This window comes from Chondromyces apiculatus DSM 436, assembly GCF_000601485.1.
Classification (GTDB): domain Bacteria; phylum Myxococcota_A; class Polyangia; order Polyangiales; family Polyangiaceae; genus Chondromyces; species Chondromyces apiculatus.
The window spans coordinates 1-14,247 of sequence record NZ_ASRX01000028.1; the positions used below are offsets into that span (position 1 = coordinate 1).

Annotated in this window: 14 protein-coding genes and 1 pseudogene; 8 read left to right on the top strand and 7 right to left on the bottom strand. The window is 71.0% G+C overall.

Annotation, left to right across the window (positions count from 1 at the left end; genetic code table 11):
* Positions 1-652 (top strand): annotated as a pseudogene (locus CAP_RS52405) (hypothetical protein); the annotation flags it as partial.
* Between the two features lie 158 nt (positions 653-810).
* On the opposite strand, the gene CAP_RS19130 reads toward CAP_RS52405, so the two are convergent.
* Entirely contained in the window at positions 811-1,146 is a 336-nt protein-coding gene (locus CAP_RS19130; protein WP_044243092.1) for a hypothetical protein, read from the bottom strand.
* 364 nt (positions 1,147-1,510) lie between these two features.
* Between CAP_RS19130 and CAP_RS19135 the strand changes: the two genes are divergently transcribed.
* The 3 genes from CAP_RS19135 to CAP_RS19145 all read left to right on the top strand — a co-directional run bounded on the left by CAP_RS19135 (position 1,511) and on the right by CAP_RS19145 (position 3,785).
* Positions 1,511-1,861, top strand: a complete 351-nt coding sequence (locus CAP_RS19135) for a hypothetical protein (RefSeq protein WP_044243094.1) — start codon at positions 1,511-1,513, stop codon at positions 1,859-1,861.
* A gap of 266 nt (positions 1,862-2,127) precedes the next feature.
* A complete protein-coding gene (locus CAP_RS19140) occupies positions 2,128-2,679 on the top strand; it encodes an RNA polymerase sigma factor (protein WP_044243247.1) in 552 nt (183 codons plus the stop codon).
* Entirely contained in the window at positions 2,676-3,785 is a 1,110-nt protein-coding gene (locus tag CAP_RS19145; protein ID WP_044243096.1) for a hypothetical protein, read from the top strand. The genes CAP_RS19140 and CAP_RS19145 overlap by 4 nt, the downstream gene beginning before the upstream one ends.
* A gap of 111 nt (positions 3,786-3,896) precedes the next feature.
* Here CAP_RS19145 and CAP_RS19150 read toward each other — a convergent pair whose 3' ends face one another.
* The 5 genes from CAP_RS19150 to CAP_RS19170 all read right to left on the bottom strand — a co-directional run bounded on the left by CAP_RS19150 (position 3,897) and on the right by CAP_RS19170 (position 7,897).
* Complete coding sequence (locus CAP_RS19150; protein WP_044243098.1) at positions 3,897-4,586, bottom strand: DNA-binding protein; 690 nt, start codon at positions 4,584-4,586, stop codon at positions 3,897-3,899.
* 228 nt (positions 4,587-4,814) lie between these two features.
* Complete coding sequence (locus CAP_RS19155) at positions 4,815-5,873, bottom strand: SMI1/KNR4 family protein (protein WP_044243099.1); 1,059 nt, start codon at positions 5,871-5,873, stop codon at positions 4,815-4,817.
* Positions 5,874-5,968: 95 nt separating this feature from the next.
* The gene (locus tag CAP_RS19160) at positions 5,969-6,292 is read right to left on the bottom strand and encodes a hypothetical protein (protein ID WP_156040939.1); all 324 of its coding nucleotides are present in this window, start codon (positions 6,290-6,292) and stop codon (positions 5,969-5,971) included.
* 82 nt (positions 6,293-6,374) lie between these two features.
* Positions 6,375-6,836: a glycine zipper domain-containing protein gene (locus CAP_RS19165; RefSeq protein ID WP_197041258.1), complete on the bottom strand. Its 462-nt coding sequence runs from the start codon at positions 6,834-6,836 to the stop codon at positions 6,375-6,377.
* A 161-nt stretch (positions 6,837-6,997) separates the two neighbouring features.
* Positions 6,998-7,897: a LysR family transcriptional regulator gene (locus CAP_RS19170; protein ID WP_044243109.1), complete on the bottom strand. Its 900-nt coding sequence runs from the start codon at positions 7,895-7,897 to the stop codon at positions 6,998-7,000.
* 108 nt (positions 7,898-8,005) lie between these two features.
* Here CAP_RS19170 and CAP_RS19175 point away from each other — a divergent pair, with 108 nt between their 5' ends.
* Positions 8,006-8,401: a RidA family protein gene (locus CAP_RS19175; protein WP_044243112.1), complete on the top strand. Its 396-nt coding sequence runs from the start codon at positions 8,006-8,008 to the stop codon at positions 8,399-8,401.
* 12 nt (positions 8,402-8,413) lie between these two features.
* On the opposite strand, the gene CAP_RS19180 is transcribed toward CAP_RS19175, so the two are convergent.
* Positions 8,414-9,784 (bottom strand): metallophosphoesterase, encoded by a 1,371-nt coding sequence (locus tag CAP_RS19180; RefSeq protein ID WP_052375500.1) that lies wholly within the window; start codon positions 9,782-9,784, stop codon positions 8,414-8,416.
* A gap of 298 nt (positions 9,785-10,082) precedes the next feature.
* On the opposite strand from CAP_RS19180, the gene CAP_RS44950 reads away from it, so the two are divergent.
* Genes CAP_RS44950 through CAP_RS19195 form a run of 3 tightly spaced genes read left to right on the top strand, consistent with a single transcriptional unit; the run spans position 10,083 to position 14,193 of the window.
* Positions 10,083-11,561, top strand: coding sequence for a serine/threonine-protein kinase (locus CAP_RS44950; RefSeq protein ID WP_052375501.1), 1,479 nt, complete (start codon positions 10,083-10,085; stop codon positions 11,559-11,561).
* A 47-nt stretch (positions 11,562-11,608) separates the two neighbouring features.
* Entirely contained in the window at positions 11,609-12,598 is a 990-nt protein-coding gene (locus CAP_RS19190; protein ID WP_044243115.1) for a tetratricopeptide repeat protein, read from the top strand.
* Positions 12,598-14,193 (top strand): hypothetical protein, encoded by a 1,596-nt coding sequence (locus tag CAP_RS19195; protein WP_044243117.1) that lies wholly within the window; start codon positions 12,598-12,600, stop codon positions 14,191-14,193. Before CAP_RS19190 ends, CAP_RS19195 begins: the two co-directional genes overlap by 1 nt.
* The last annotated feature ends 54 nt before the right edge of the window (positions 14,194-14,247 follow it).

Below are 14,247 nucleotides of genomic sequence, written 5' to 3' on the forward strand. Positions count from 1 at the left end.
CGCCCCCCCGGGCCCGTGGTCGCCTCCTTCTCCCTGGGCGCAGCCCCCCTGGACCCCTGCGTGGACCCCTGTCCCCCCCGGCGCCCCCGCTCCCGGAGCCACGTCCACCTCCCGCGCCGACGCCCGCGCTGGCGTCGTCCTCTCCGTGGGCGTCGAGGGCATGGCCCTCCTCAACGTCCTGCCCGCGATCACCTACGGCATCGCCCCCACCATCGAGCTGTCCCTCTCCCGCCGCGCCGAGCTGCGCGCCTCCGCGCTGGTCTCCGGCACCGCCACCACCTCCGTCGAGAGCGCGACAGCCGAGTCCTCGCTCATCGCCGGCCGCCTCGACGCCTGCGCCGCCGGCTGGCCCCGCGACCTGATCCGGCTCCGCGCCTGCGCCGGCCTCCTCGCGGGCGCCGTCAACGCCAGCGGCCTCTCCGTCCCCGACCCGCGCACCGCCGTCTCCCCCTGGATCACCCCCGCCCTCCGCCTCGACGCCACCTGGCACGTGGCGCGTCCCCTCGGCCTCGTTCTCGGTGTGGACGGCTACTTCCCGGGCCTCCGCCCCGAGCTGCAGATCGTCGACGCCGAGGGGACGGTGGTCGCCGCGCGGCGGTTCCCGCTGGCCGGGGTGGGGATCAGCCTGGGAGCGTTGCTCGCGCTGTGGTGAGGGGAAAGGTGGGAGGGGCGGCGGAGATGTTGGAGGCCTGACGGGGCGCCAGGTGGAGTTTTGTTCTCGCCTCGGGGGGTAGTGGTCAGTTTTGACCAACCGCGCTTGGTGGCCTCGACACCGCGTGCTGATGTGGAGCTTCCTCCACAGGGTGCTCTTCAGCGGTTGAGCCGCACGACCCACCGCAGTTGACCGGTGAGGCTCGCCTCCCGGCTGTCGGGACCATTTACGACGCTCAGCGTGGCCTCGCCGGAGCGGCGACGCGCAATTCCGGCTTCCCACCCGGCCGCGTAGAACGACGGCATGTGCTGAGCGTGCTCCCCGTCGACCACGTTCTCCAGGAGCACGTCGATGTAGAAGACGGACGAGCTTTCGCCGTTCCGATCTTCGTCACCCGCCTCCAGCGCGGCCTTGGCCTCCTTGTACCCACGCTCGAACTCTTGAGCGAAGTCCGCGTTCGCCCGCTCCCAGTTCGGCACTTCCAACGGCTGCATGAACTCTCCTTGACCCTTGACGCCGTGACGGCAGCACGTCGGTTGATAAGCGTCAACGCGCAACACAGGTAATCTCCTCGTGACGAAGGTGGCGATGGCTGCGCTGGACGACGCGGCCTATCAGAGCCTCCCTCGAAAGGCGCGTCCTCGGTGGCGCGCCGTAGACAAAGCTGGAGAGACGTCTCCGTGACCGCGCATGGCGTGCATGGCGCCCGATGACCCCGTCGATGGGCTCGCCGTCACCCCGGCGTCTGAAGTTTGCTGAACGAACGATCGCGGTGGGCCCGTCGCAGCGCGCGCCGAGGTCCGACGAGGGTCGTGCCAGCACGGGACACGGTGCTGCGGAGGAAAGTAGACTCTCGCGATGGTCGTCATTCTCTTGCTGGCCGCCGTCGGCGTTCTCGTGTTCTTCGGGTACATGGGGTACATGGTGTGCCTCGCGGTGGGCGGCGAGATGCGGCGCGCCAAGGTGCTCGAGCGCGGGGAGCCCGGGTGGGCGCGTATCCAGGGCTGGGAGCGGACCGGGTGGTCGCAGGGGAAGAAAGACATCCTGCGCTTCTCGCTGGCCATCCAGCCCGACGCGGGTGGGCCAGGGTGGATGGGCACCGCGGAACGCTGCGTCCAGATGATGGAGGTGCCGCAGTTCCAGGTGGGCATGGACCGGCGCGTGCGCATCCTCCGTGAGGGAGCCTCGGTCCGCGTCGAGTTCGAGTAGGGTGTTCTCCACCCGGACGATGTCCTGTGCCGTGAGAGGCTCAGGGGCTTGCCGTCGAGGCACGCGCCTTCGTAGCCCCGCTGGTCCGGGGGGTGGGCAGAGGTGGCAGCAGGGGTGGGTCCCCGGTCCGGGGCTCTCCGGAGGGGGGCGCAAGAAACCGTGAAGCGAACACCGGGCACCGGCCATCCAGGGGGGTGCAGCCTGGCGCCTCCCTGCAACCCGCGCTTCCGGTCGCCGCGTCCGCCGCGGCTGGAGGGGGGGTGCGGGTGAGGGCCGATGTGCTGTTCCGGGCTCATGCCGGGTTCGTGGCGGCCTTCGTGGCGCGCCTCGGGGTGCCGCAGGGAGAGGTGGACGACGTGGTGCAGGAGGTCTTTCTGACGGTGCACCGCCGCGGGGGGTTCGAGGAGGGGGGCGCCAAGCCGACCACCTGGCTCGCCGAGATTGCCCTGCGCGTGGTCTCCACCCACAAGCGCACCGAGCGGCGGCGCCGGGTGGTGCCGGACGAGGCGGCCCTCGACCGCGCCATCGAGACCGCGTCGTCGCCCCAGGAAATGGCCGAGCACCGCGACGCGCTGGCGCGGGTGCAGCGGGCGCTCGACGACCTCGATGTGGACCGGAGAGCCGTGTTCGTTCTGTACGAGATGATGGGCGAGTCCTGCGAGGACATCGCGCGTGGGCTGGGGATCCCGGTGGGGACCGTGCACTCGCGGTTGTTCGCGGCGCGGCGCGCCTTCCAGAAGGCTCACGAGCGGCTGGAGCGAGGCGGCCCGGTGGCAGCCCGGCGGATCACGGGACAGGCGGCAGGAGGTGAGCTGTGAGCGAGTTTCCGATGCGCCTGCAAGAGGACGAGGCGATGCCGGCGGCGCTGCGCGATGACCTGCGCGCCGCGCTGCCCCACGCCTCCGAGTACGATGTGGCTGCGGGATTCGCGCGCTTCGAGGCGCTGATCGCCAGTGGCGCCGGAGGGCCCGAGGACGATCCGGGCGGCGGTGGCGACGGCGCGGGGAGCGACGGGGGGAGCGCCGGCAGCGAGGGCGAGGGCCTGGACGCGGGAGGCGACGGGGGCAGCGCGCTGCTGGATGGGGGAGGTGACGTGAGCGGCACCGGGCGCCTCGCGGGAGGCGAGGCGGGAGGCGCCGGTGGGCTCGCGGGGGGCGCGGCGGAGATGGGACCGATCGCCATCCCGGGCCTCTCCACTGGCGGTGGCCTGCTGGCGGCGAAGATCGTGGCGGGTCTGGCAGTGCTGGGCGCGCTCGGCGCCGGGGTGGTCCTCCAGAACCGCGCGCCGGAGAAGCCCATGGTGGTCACGAGCGCGCAGGTGCGCGAGAGCGCCCCCGAGGCGCGCGCCACCGGCGAGAGTGCCACCGGCGAGAGCGGTACCAGGACGCGTGCGCAGGGCGCGCAAGAGGCTCCCAGCGGACAGTCGCCCGGACAGCGCGCTGGCTCAGGCAGCATCGCGGAGAACGGCGCTGAGCCCGGAGCGCCAGGCGCAGGCCGAGGGGCAGCGACGGCGGGCACGCCCGAGCGGGTCGCTGCGGGGGCACGCAGCGGCATCGAGGGGGCTTCACCGACAGCACCGGAAGTTGCCGTGAGGGGCGCGCCTCCCTCCTCGGCGACGTCGTCCGCTGCGGGCGAGACGCCGGCGCAGGAGGGGCCGACGCTCAAGGACGAGATGGAGCACCTCGCCACCCTGCGCCAGCTCTCCCGCACCGATCCGGCCCGCGCTGCCGCCATGGCGCAGGAGGGGCACAGCCGCTTTCCGAAGGGCGTCTTCTGGCAGGAGCGCGAGGTGCTGATGATCACCGCGCTCATGTCGAGCGGCCGGGGCGCGGAGGCCCGCAGCCGGGGCGAGGCCTTCCTGGAGCGTCACCCCGAGAGTCCCTTCGCGGAGACGCTGCGGCGGACGCTGGGCCTCACGCCTTGAGGGAGACGCCGGGCCTCATGCCTTGAGGGGTATGCTGGGCTTCACGCGCTGAGCAGGCGCTGGCGCGGCGGGGGTCGTGCTGAGGGGCCTGCCGGCGCAGGCCGTGCCGCTTCAGGGGGCGGCAGCGACGGTGAGGTCGGTGGCGAGGCGGGGCGCCACCTCGTAGGTCGCCTCGTACTGCGCGGAGAGGCCGGTCACCTCGATCTCGTCGCCCATGTCGAGGCCGTCGAGGGAGACGATGGGGGCGCCGTCGACGATGTGCACGAAGATCTGCACCTCGCCCGAGCCGTCGTCGATGTAGATCTTGTGGCCGTAGGGGGTGTCGTCCTCGATGGCCTTGGTGAGGGCGCCGGAGACGCGGACGAGGGTGCCCTCGGTGTCCTCACCGATGCGGCCGGTGGTGACGTCCTCCGGGGTGATGGCCGCAGTGCCTTCGAGCACTTCGAGGCTCGCAGCGTCCGCGACGAGGGTGGTGAGCTGCGCGACCTGCTTCAGGCTGCCGTGGATGCGCACCTTGTCGCCGAGCTCGACGTCGAGCTGCGCAGGGGCGCTGACGTAGATGCCGCCGGTGTCGTCCTGGATGGCGAAGCCCTGGTCGCCGATGGAGGAGGTGAAGATGCCGGGAGCGACGGTGACGGTGCCCTCGACGGTCGCCTCGGAGTCGGCCTCCTGGGCGCGCGCCTCGGCGATGGTGACGGCCTCGGGGTCGGTGGGGCCAGGGTCCTCACCGTCGTCCGAGGCGCAGCCGGTGAAAGCCGTGAGGGAGAGGGCAAGCAACGGAATGGTCCAAGCGATTTTCATGATCCTCAGTCTAGGCGTGGATGGGGGATGCACAAGGTGAAAGCAGGGAGACGTACGCCCCGCAAAACCAGTGAAGCGGCGCGGAGCGAAGGGTGCGCACGCGCGGTGTGTCGCGCGGTGCGCTGTGTATCGATGAACGCACTGCGCGGTGGGTCTTGCGAATATGTGATGCAATGGTGCGAACGAGCCGTGGCGTGCCGTTGCGGAGGGCGCTCGCCGTCCACGGGCTCAGGCGTCTGCGGGGGCGATCCGCACCCGGCGGGGGATGAACGGTCCGAACGGCACGAACATGCTTGCGGGCTCCTCGCCGGAAGGCTCGAACTTGTGGCGCCAGGGGCCCTGATTGCCGCTCGCGTCCTCGGCAGAGATCGCGACGGTCTCCGGAATCGGGGTGTCCGTGGTGATCGAGGCGTAGGTGAAGTCGCCCTGCTCGCCGACGGTGAGGCGCGCGTTCAGGAAGGCGAGGTCGGGGTGGAGGACGAGGGTGGCGATGGTCGCGGGGGTCAGGCCCGCGCGCAGGAGCGCCACGCCCTCGGCGGCATGGTGTCGCTCCCAGAGGCCCGGGAGACGCTCGCGGTAGTTGCGCACGATGCGCTCTCCTCCAGCGCGGAAGTCCGGGGCGTCCCGGTGGGTGCCAGCGGCGCGCACCCACGACTCGAAGGCGTGGGACCACACCGCGTAGCCCGACGCGCGCTCCAGCAAGGTGTCGAGCACGGCGTTCACGGGATCGTGGTCGTCGCTCAGCGCGCTGTCGTCGCTCAGCGCGTGGTCGAGCTGGGTGTCGAGATCCAGGTTGTCCGTCACGTAGCTCGCGGGGAAGTCCCAGCGGCATCCTTCCGCAGGGGGGACGGCGTCGTCGAGGCGGGCGCGGTCGCGCACCAGGGCCTCGAAGGAGTCGAAGCGCACGGCGCGCCCGAACTCTTCGTGCACGACCCAGAGAGGGCCGTCCTCGTCGCCCTTCAAGAAGGCGAGCTCGAGCCGGTCGCGGGCGGCGAACACGATGAGGCGCTTCCACTCTTCAAACGGGATGTCCTCGATCGGCGAGGCCGTGCGCGCTTCGGGGTTCCACCCGGCGACGCGCTCGGCGAGGTCCGCATGCGCGAACTCGGCCGGCTCGGGGGCCGCGAGCCAGAACTCCCCGAGGAGCCTGCCAGCGCCGTGGTGGCAGAGGAGATCACGGTACGCGCGAGGCAGGCGGTATCCGAGCGCGCGCTCCAGGGCATCGAGGGTGGCGGGAGCGACAGGGGCCGAAGGACCGAGCACCGAGAGGCTGGAGGGAAGCGCCATGTCGAGCGGGTAACAAGCGGCTCCCCCGGTCGTCAAGCCACGGTACCGTCGAGTCACGGTGACGCGCGTGCGGGTCCCCCGTGTCAGGCGGCGCGTCAGGCAGCGCGTCGATCGTCGTGGCGTTCATGCCTATCTCGCTTCACCACCACGTCCGCGTTGGCACCGACGATGGCTCCGACCACGGCGCCGACCACGATGCCTGGCGGGCTGCCCACGGTGCCGAGCGCAGCGCCCGCGACGACTCCCGCCAGCGCCTCCGAAAGCACGGTCGGGATCGTCGAGGTGCGGTGCTCGGAGAGGGGCACGTCCTCGGGCGGAAGCGGGTGCGGTTCGAGGGGCTCCCGTTCGGGCAATCCCCAGCTCGACATTGACTCGGGCGCCCTCACGGCGCGGCGGCCTTCATGTGCATCGTGGGTCATGGCGTGGGTGCGAGCAAAGCAGGTGCCAGGCGCAGATGTGCGCGCATCTGTGCTGCTCACGGCAGGACCCAGCAGGGGCGGCTCACGCAGCGTCGACGTTCTGGAAGGGGCCTTCGCTCGGCTGCGGCGCGCGCGCGGCGCTGCCAGAGAGGGTCGCGGTGGCCGCGGAGTAGACGCCGAGGCGTGGCGCAGTCTGGTTGGCCGGGGCCTCGCCGATGTACCCGTCGAGCACGCCTAGCGCGGTGTCGAGTTCGGCCTCGTGCTGCGCAGCGCGGGCGCGATCGCGGTCGAGCATGACCTCGGCAGCAGCGCCCACCAGGCCGCCCAGGAGGGCGCCCGCCACGATGCCGGGGGGGCCGATCATGGCACCCAGTGCAGCGCCCGCTGCGGCGCCCGTGAGCACCTCGGCGACGGCCTGGGGTGTGCTGCGGACGTGATGGATGAGCACTGTGGGCGGCGCCTCCACGATCTCGGGCGCGGGCGCCGTTCGTTGCCGATCAGCGCCGGGACGTCCAGCGGGTAGGTGGGTCGTGCTGCGGTGCATCCCCCACGAGAAAGCAACCGGGGTGCCATGGCACCACGGCATTGCGGGCACAGCGGCAGGCGGTGACCAGGGCGATGCGGATCAGCTCGGGGGCGCGTTGGTGGGCGCGGGCGTTGCGATTTGTCGTGTCGATTTCTGCTTCTGCGTGCGAGGTTGGCACATCAGGTCCCGAGCGCTTCGACCATGAGCTCGATGAAGCGCCTGACACGAGGCTCCAGGAGACGCTTGCTGGGATAGAGCGTCAGGATCTTCACGTCGTCATCAGCCTCAAGATCGGAGAGAACCAGCCGGAGGCGGCCCGCGGCCAGGTCTGCTGCGACCAGGAAGTCCGGAAGAAACGCGATGCCGAGTCCCGCGATGGCGGCGTCCCGGATCGCTTCTCCGCTGTCGAGCCTCAAGCGGCTACGACCCTGCGCCTTGACCCAGGAACCTCCTTCACCGCGAAAGCGCCAGCTTTGCCTCTGCTTTCGGCTGCTGAAGAACAGGCAGTCGTGGGCTGCGAGATCCTCGATGTCCAGCGGCTCGCCGCGCTCGGCGAGGTAGGACGGCGAGGCACAGAGCACGGCCTTGTACCTGGCGACCACCCGGGAGACCAGCCGTGTGTCCGGCGTCGTGACCCCGATCCTCACCGCCAGATCGAAGCCTTCCTCGACGATGTCGGCCACGCGATCGGTGAAGCTCACCTCGACCTGGATGTCCGGCCAGGCCTCCAGGTACTTCTTGATCAGGGGTAGAACCACGAGCCGCCCGAAGGCATCGGGAACGGTGAGTCGCAGAACGCCTCGTGGCGTGCCGCTCCCCCCGGCCACGCTCGCCTCCGCGTCGTCGACCGACGCCAGGATCTGCAGCCCGTGCTCGTAGAACACCCGCCCTTCGTCGGTGAGGCTCAGCGTCCTCGTGGTGCGGTTCAGGAGGCGCGCACCGAGCCTGTTCTCCAGGCGGATGACGGCCTTTCCCGCCGCCGATCGGGACAGGCCCATGGCTTGTCCCCCGGCGACGAAGCTTCCTGCATCGACGACGGCCATGAAGACCAGGATGTCCGTCAGATTTGCGCGCAGCACGGCCCGAGCGTCGCGCGTTTCGCTTCTGTAGGGACGTCCATTCGTCAATCAACCGGCTAGAGAAACCAGCGCCTCGTCGATGTCACGGGGACAGGAAGGAAGACGGACATGACCACCAAGGCCAGGACCTACAATCACGGGGTCTCCTGGGAAGAAGCTTTCGGCGTCACCCAGGGCTACTGCGTTAACGGCACCATCTACATCTCGGGACAGTTCTCCCACGACATGCAGGGCGCGTTCGTTGGCGAGGGCGACATCGAGGCTCAGACCCGACAGACGCTGGAGAACCTCGATCGCGTGCTGAAGGGATTCGGGGTCACGAGGTCGAACATCGCCGAGATGGAGATCTTTCTGACGAACCCGAAGGAACACTTCGAGCCCTGCGTGGCTCTGTTCAAGGAGTATGTGGGCGACCATCGGCCGGCCGGTACCCTCATCGGGGTGACCGCGCTGGCCTTCCCTCATCAGTTGATCGAGGTCCGCGCCGTCGCACACACCGACTGACGAGGTGCACGGTCAGGCAGCGACGAGGACGATGCGGGTCAGCTCGGGGGGCGCGTTGACGCGCGCGGGGGGGCCGGCGACGCCGAAGCCGCGGTTGACGTAGAGCGTGGAGCCGTCGCGCTGGTAGAGGCCAGCGACGTAGCCGTAGGGGAGGACCCAGGAGCCCGGGTGCACCACGGGGTTCACCTGGCCGCCGTGGGTGTGGCCGCTGAGCTGGAGCGCGACCTGGCCCGCCGCTTCGGGGAAGTAGACGGGGTTGTGGGCGAGGAGCACGCGTGCGAGGTCGGGAGGGACGTCGGCGAGGGCGCGGGCGAGGTCGGGGCCGCCGCCAGGGATGCGCTTGCGGGCCCAGACGTCGTCCACGCCGAGCAGGGCGAAGGCGCCGCCCTTGTCGCCGATGACCTGGCCGCGGTTGCGCAGCACCGTCGCGCCGCCGCGCTCGAGAGCGCCCACGGTGGCGTCGATCCCCGCGAAGTGATCGTGGTTGCCGGGGATGGCCGAGACGCCCCCGCGGGTGAGGGGCGCGATGCGGCGGGTGAAGCGGCCGAGCATGTCGGCGTAGGCAGGGTCGTTGTCGATGAGGTCTCCGGTGAGGACCACGAGGTCACCTCGGGCCTTGCGCACCAGGTCCTCGGCGACGGCGATCTCGCGCTCGCCGATGAAGAGACCGAAGTGGATGTCGGAGAACTGGAGGAGGGTGAACCCGTCGAGGCTGCGCGGGAGGCCCGGGATGCGGACGGCGACCTCCTCGATGACGTAGTCGTGGCGGCCGACCAGCGCGCCGTAGAGCGAGGTGCCAGCGCCCGCGAGCAGGGCCGCACTGGCAGCACCCTGCGCGAGGAAGTCGCGGCGCGGGAGGGCCAGCGCCGGGGCGTCGGCGGCGAGAGGGCGCTGCGGAGGGACAGGGCGTGAGGCCCCGTCGTCTGCGCGTGCAGGGGCGTCGTCTGCGCGTGCAGGGGCGTCGTCCACGCGTGCAGCGGTGTCGTCTGCGCGTGCAGCGGTGTCGTCGCTGGCCACCAGCGCGCCGGCTGGAGAGGTCGCGTCGCGGGTCCCGTCACGGCTCTCGCCGCGGAGCACGATGCGGCGCGCGAGACGGAGGACCAGGCGCAGGAGGTCGGTGAGGGCGAGGCACACGCCGGTGATCAGGAGCGAGAGCGTCAGGAGGAAGCCCACGGACGACAGCATCCGGGCTCCACCCGTGGGCACGATCGAGCGGGCGAGGCGCCCCAGGGGAAGGGCAAGGAGCGAGACGGCGAGGAGGATGCCGAGGATGCGGCGGGTGCGGGGTGAGAAGCCGAAGGCCGTGGAGAGGCGGCGGTGAACGTAGAAAGCAAGGCCGCCGGTGATGGCGGTCAACAGGGTGACGAAGAGAGAGAACTGCATCGGGGGGCGTCCTGAGCGCTCTTAGCCACCCTACCATGAGGCGGTGAGGGGGGCCGGTGGGGTCGCCGCGCTGCGTTGCTCACGGCGTTGCGCGGGATTGCGCAGGGGTCGCGTGCAGGGTTGCACGCAGGGGCTGCAGGGGGCGTTCAGGGATGAAACACCCCGGTGGGTTCAAGGATTCCAGGTCTGCCGCAGATCTGGTCTCCGTGAGGCGCTCTGGTGAGGATGCCTTCCTGCGGCAGGGGCTTTCGTTTACGCTCGTCGGTGCCCGAGGTGCGCTCGGGGCGTCCAGCCGACCATGTCTGCCCCCGATTCCATCCTGGTCCGCGCACGTGGGCGTGTCGGACGCATCCTCAAGGGCAAGTACCGTCTCGACGGGCTGGTGGGCATCGGCGGGATGGCGGCGGTCTACGTGGCCACGCACCGCAACGGCAACCGGGTCGCGATCAAGATGCTCCACCCGGAGATGTCGGCGGTCCCCGAGATCAAGCGCCGCTTTCTCACGGAAGGCTACGTCGCCAACAAGGTGAACCACCCCGGCGTGGTGGTGGTGACCGACGACGAGGTCGCCGACGACGGCTCGGTCTTCCTGGTGATGGAGCTGCTCGAAGGGGAGACGGCCGGGGCGCGGGCGCGACGCTTCGGGGGCAGGATGCCCGTGGGCGAGGTGCTGGCCATGGCCGATCAGCTCCTCGACGTGCTGGCGACGGCGCACGCGGCGGGGATCGTGCACCGCGACCTCAAGCCAGACAACGTGTTCATCACCACGGGCGGCCAGGTGAAGGTGCTCGACTTCGGCATCGCGCGCATCGTGGAGCAGGACAGCCACACCACGCAGTCGGGGGTGGCGATGGGCACCCCGGCCTTCCTGGCGCCGGAGCAAGCGCGGGGTCGGTGGGAGATGGTCGACGCCACCACGGATCAGTGGGCCGTCGGGGCGACGCTCTTCGCGCTGCTCGCAGGGCACGAGGTGCACCGCGCGGAGACGGCGAACGAGGTGCTGCTGCTGGCGATGACCCAGCCCGCGCCGCCGCTCGCGAGCATCGTGCCGGTGCCGCCGATGGTGGGTGTGCTCGTCGACCGCGCCCTCGCCTTCGATCGTGCCTACCGGTTCCCGGACGTGCGCGCGATGCAGCGCGCGGTGAAGGCGGCGACGGCATCCACCGGCGACGCGCTGCCGAACCTCGCTGTCTCCAGCGTGAGCTGGCCGATGCCGGTGACCGTGGGGCAGCCGTTCTCGCCGACGCAGCAGGAAGCCGCGCTGCGGACCCACCTGCCGGTGGTCACCGAGGGGCAACGGGGCACGCTGGGGGCAGGGGGGCCGCTGCGCACCGCGCTCCTGGTGATGGCGCTGGTGATCCCTGCGATGGCCCTCGCTGCGGCCGGCGTGTACTGGGCGAAGACACGGCGCTCGGAAGCGATCCCCGACACCGCTGCCGCGGCGACTGCGATCCCCTCTCCGGAACGCCCGGGCGAGGCCCCGCAGGTCCAGCCTGCGCAGGGTGCAGCCTTGCCCGCAGCGCCAGCGCCCAGCGCGCCCCCCGCGGAAGCACCCGCGGAGAGCCCCTCCGGCAGCGCTACCGTCGCTTCGCAGCCCCCCGCACCTCAGGGAGCTTCCACCGCCGTCACCGCAAACGCTCAGCGCGCCCCCTCGTCGGGTGGTGACGGGACGGGCCGCACGACGACGGCGCCGAACGGACGCTCCACGTCCGCCATCCCGGCGGCGACCCGACCACGCTCCACGAAGTCGGCGCCAAACCTCGACAGCCAGTACTGAAGGCGTTCCCTGCGCGGGCAAGGTTGGGATATTCCTGGCCTGTGCCCATGGCTGATCGCTGCTGGATCCGGGCGGGCATCCTTCTCCTCGCGCTGTCGGTCCAGGCCGTCCGCGCCCCGAGCGCGCTCGCCGAGCCCGCGCCGCGTCCGGACCCGCGCGCTGCCACGCTCTTCCGTGATGGCCGCGCGGCCATGGCGCGCGAGGACTACGTCGCGGCATGCCCCCGCTTCGAGGAGAGCGCGAAGATCGAGCCCGCGCCCGGGACCTTCCTCAACCTCGCCCTCTGTCAGGAGCACCTCGGCCAGCTCGCCGGCGCGCTCCACAGCTACAACGCCGCGCTGGAACGCCTCGCGCCCGGGGACCAGCGGGTGCCCTTCGCGAAGGAGCAAGCGGCGCTCCTCGTGGCGCGCGTCGCCCGCCTCACGGTGAAGCCGCCGCGCTCGATGCCCGCCGGGGCCCGCGTCTTCCGCGACGGGCAGCAGCTCTTGCCCGAGGAGATGGGCGTGGAGACGGCCGTGGATCCGGGGCGCCACGAGATCGAGGTGGAGATCCCGGGTGCGCCCAGGACGCGCCAGAGCGTGCTGCTCGCGGCAGGCGAGGTGCGCACGGTGATGCTGGACGAGGCCGCGGGCGAGGCGAGCGAGGCGACCGCCACGGTCGGAGCCTCCTCGGGTGGCCTCTCGCGGCGCACGGTGGGGTATGTCGTCGGGGGTGTCGGCGCCGCCAGCTTGACGACGAGCCTGATCCTGGGCGGGCTGGTGCTCGGCAAGAAGTCCACCGTCGACGACGAGTGCACCGCGACGACGTGCAGCCCCGAGGGCGCCGACGCCGCCAGCGCGGGGCGCACGCTCTCCACGGTCAGCACGGTGACCTTCTTCGCGGGCCTGCTGGGCATCGGAGCGGGGGTCTACCTGGTGCTGACCGACAGCGGCGCCGAGAAGACGGCCTTCGGCAAGGCGCGGCCGCGCGCGGCGACGGTCGTCGGTCCCACGTTCCTTCCGGGCGGCGGAACCCTCTCCGTGTGGAGGCAGTTCTGATGTTGAACGTGCGTCACCTGATCTCGGGCGTGGCGCTCGTCGGCGCTGCTGGGCTTGCGCACACCGCTGGCGGCTGCGCGCTCGTGGTCGGCGCGGACTTCAGCGAGAGGGGAGAGGCGTCGGACGCGGGCGTCGATCCGGATGCCGCGACGCCCGAGGGCGGAACGTGCCCGGACGGCAGCCAACCGGCCGCCGAGGATTGCTCGACCGCGCAGGACGACGAGAACTGTGACGGGACCCCGGTGTGCGACGGCGCGGCGATACACGGCGGGATCTTCGGGAACGACAACGATCAGGCCGAGGTGCGGGTCATCGTCGCCCCGGATCGATCCGTGTACCTGGCCCTGGAGACGATCGGCTCCATGGACTACGGCGGCAGCGCCATCGGGACGGGGAACCAGCAGTCCATCCACATCGCCAAGTTCACGCCGACCCTGGAGCACGTGTGGAGCTTCACCACCCAGGGCAGCGATTTCGCGCACGACCTCGGCGACATCGTGGTGGATGCCAGCGGGAACCTGGTGCTCGTCGGAAGCTTCCTCGGCACGTTCACCATGGGAGACGTGACGTTCGATCGCGCGAACGAGCGGGCCGCGTTCGTGGCCAAGCTCGACCCCACGGGGCCCACGGGGCCCAAGGTGCTCTGGGTGCGGGATTTGCGTGGGCAGCAAGAGCGCTTCGGCAAGAGCGTCACGGTCGCGCCCGACGGCGGGATCGTGGTGGTGGGCTGGTACCGCGGCTCGCTCGTGCTGCACGACGGCGCCGTCGCAGCGGCGGCCAGCGACGGCGCCGACCTCTACGTGGTGAAGTACGACGCCGGGGGCAACGTGCACTGGTCCAGGACCTTCGGCGGCGGCGGGGACCAGGACGCGCTGGGCGTGGACTGCGGCCCTGACAGCGAGGTGGTGCTCGTCGGGCTCTACCGCGGCGGCATCACCCTCGGAGCCCAGTCCATGCAGGGGCTCTCGGGCGGCAGGGAGTCGGGGTTCCTGGTGCTCCTGAACAAGGACGGCGACTACCAGCGGCACCGTTTCTTCGCGGGCGAGGCCTCCAGCCAGGCGATCGACGTGGTGGTCGAAGCGAGCAAGAGAGTGCTCGTGACCGGCTACTACCAGGGAGACTCCCTCGATTTCGGGCAAGGAGCAGGGATGCCTTCGGCGGTCGAGGGCCTGGATGCCTTCCTCGCTGCCTACCAGCTCGATGATCTGGCACCCCTCTGGACCGAGTCGTTCGGGGGTCAGAGCGAGGACATCGGGTTCCGCATCGAGAAGGACACGGAGGGCCACGTCCTGCTGACGGGCGCCGCCACGAGCACCATCCAGTTCTCCGACGGCGGCATGCTGCACGACACCAACGCCAGAGATGGTTTCGTCGTGAAGCTCGACCCTTCGCGGCCGGGTGGACCGGGGAGGGAGATCTGGAGTCAGCTCATCGGCGGTGAAGGCGCGCAGACGGCGCTCGACGTCGCTGCCGGGCCTCTCGGTGAGGTGTACGCGGTGGGGTACACCGGCAACTGGTTCCCCATCGCCCCTTCGAGCACCCCGGAGCGGGAGGTCAGGGAGAGGGATGTCTGGATCGCGGCGCTCCGGCCTTGAGGGCGCTCGCGGGCTCCCCTGGTGGTGCGTTTGGCAAGGCTGGGGGAGCAGTCG

Excerpts from the sequence above, each read along its gene's own strand:
- CAP_RS19175 (WP_044243112.1), top strand. The coding sequence starts at position 8,006 with ATGACCACCAAGGCCAGGACCTACAATCACGGGGTCTCCTGGGAAGAA.
- CAP_RS19180 (WP_052375500.1), bottom strand. The coding sequence starts at position 9,784 with ATGCAGTTCTCTCTCTTCGTCACCCTGTTGACCGCCATCACCGGCGGC.
- CAP_RS19160 (WP_156040939.1), bottom strand. The coding sequence starts at position 6,292 with ATGACCCACGATGCACATGAAGGCCGCCGCGCCGTGAGGGCGCCCGAG.
- CAP_RS19155 (WP_044243099.1), bottom strand. The coding sequence starts at position 5,873 with ATGGCGCTTCCCTCCAGCCTCTCGGTGCTCGGTCCTTCGGCCCCTGTC.
- CAP_RS19130 (WP_044243092.1), bottom strand. The coding sequence starts at position 1,146 with ATGCAGCCGTTGGAAGTGCCGAACTGGGAGCGGGCGAACGCGGACTTC.
- CAP_RS44950 (WP_052375501.1), top strand. The coding sequence starts at position 10,083 with ATGTCTGCCCCCGATTCCATCCTGGTCCGCGCACGTGGGCGTGTCGGA.
- CAP_RS19150 (WP_044243098.1), bottom strand. The coding sequence starts at position 4,586 with ATGAAAATCGCTTGGACCATTCCGTTGCTTGCCCTCTCCCTCACGGCT.
- CAP_RS19135 (WP_044243094.1), top strand. The coding sequence starts at position 1,511 with ATGGTCGTCATTCTCTTGCTGGCCGCCGTCGGCGTTCTCGTGTTCTTC.
- CAP_RS19190 (WP_044243115.1), top strand. The coding sequence starts at position 11,609 with ATGGCTGATCGCTGCTGGATCCGGGCGGGCATCCTTCTCCTCGCGCTG.
- CAP_RS19165 (WP_197041258.1), bottom strand. The coding sequence starts at position 6,836 with ATGCACCGCAGCACGACCCACCTACCCGCTGGACGTCCCGGCGCTGAT.
- CAP_RS19195 (WP_044243117.1), top strand. The coding sequence starts at position 12,598 with ATGTTGAACGTGCGTCACCTGATCTCGGGCGTGGCGCTCGTCGGCGCT.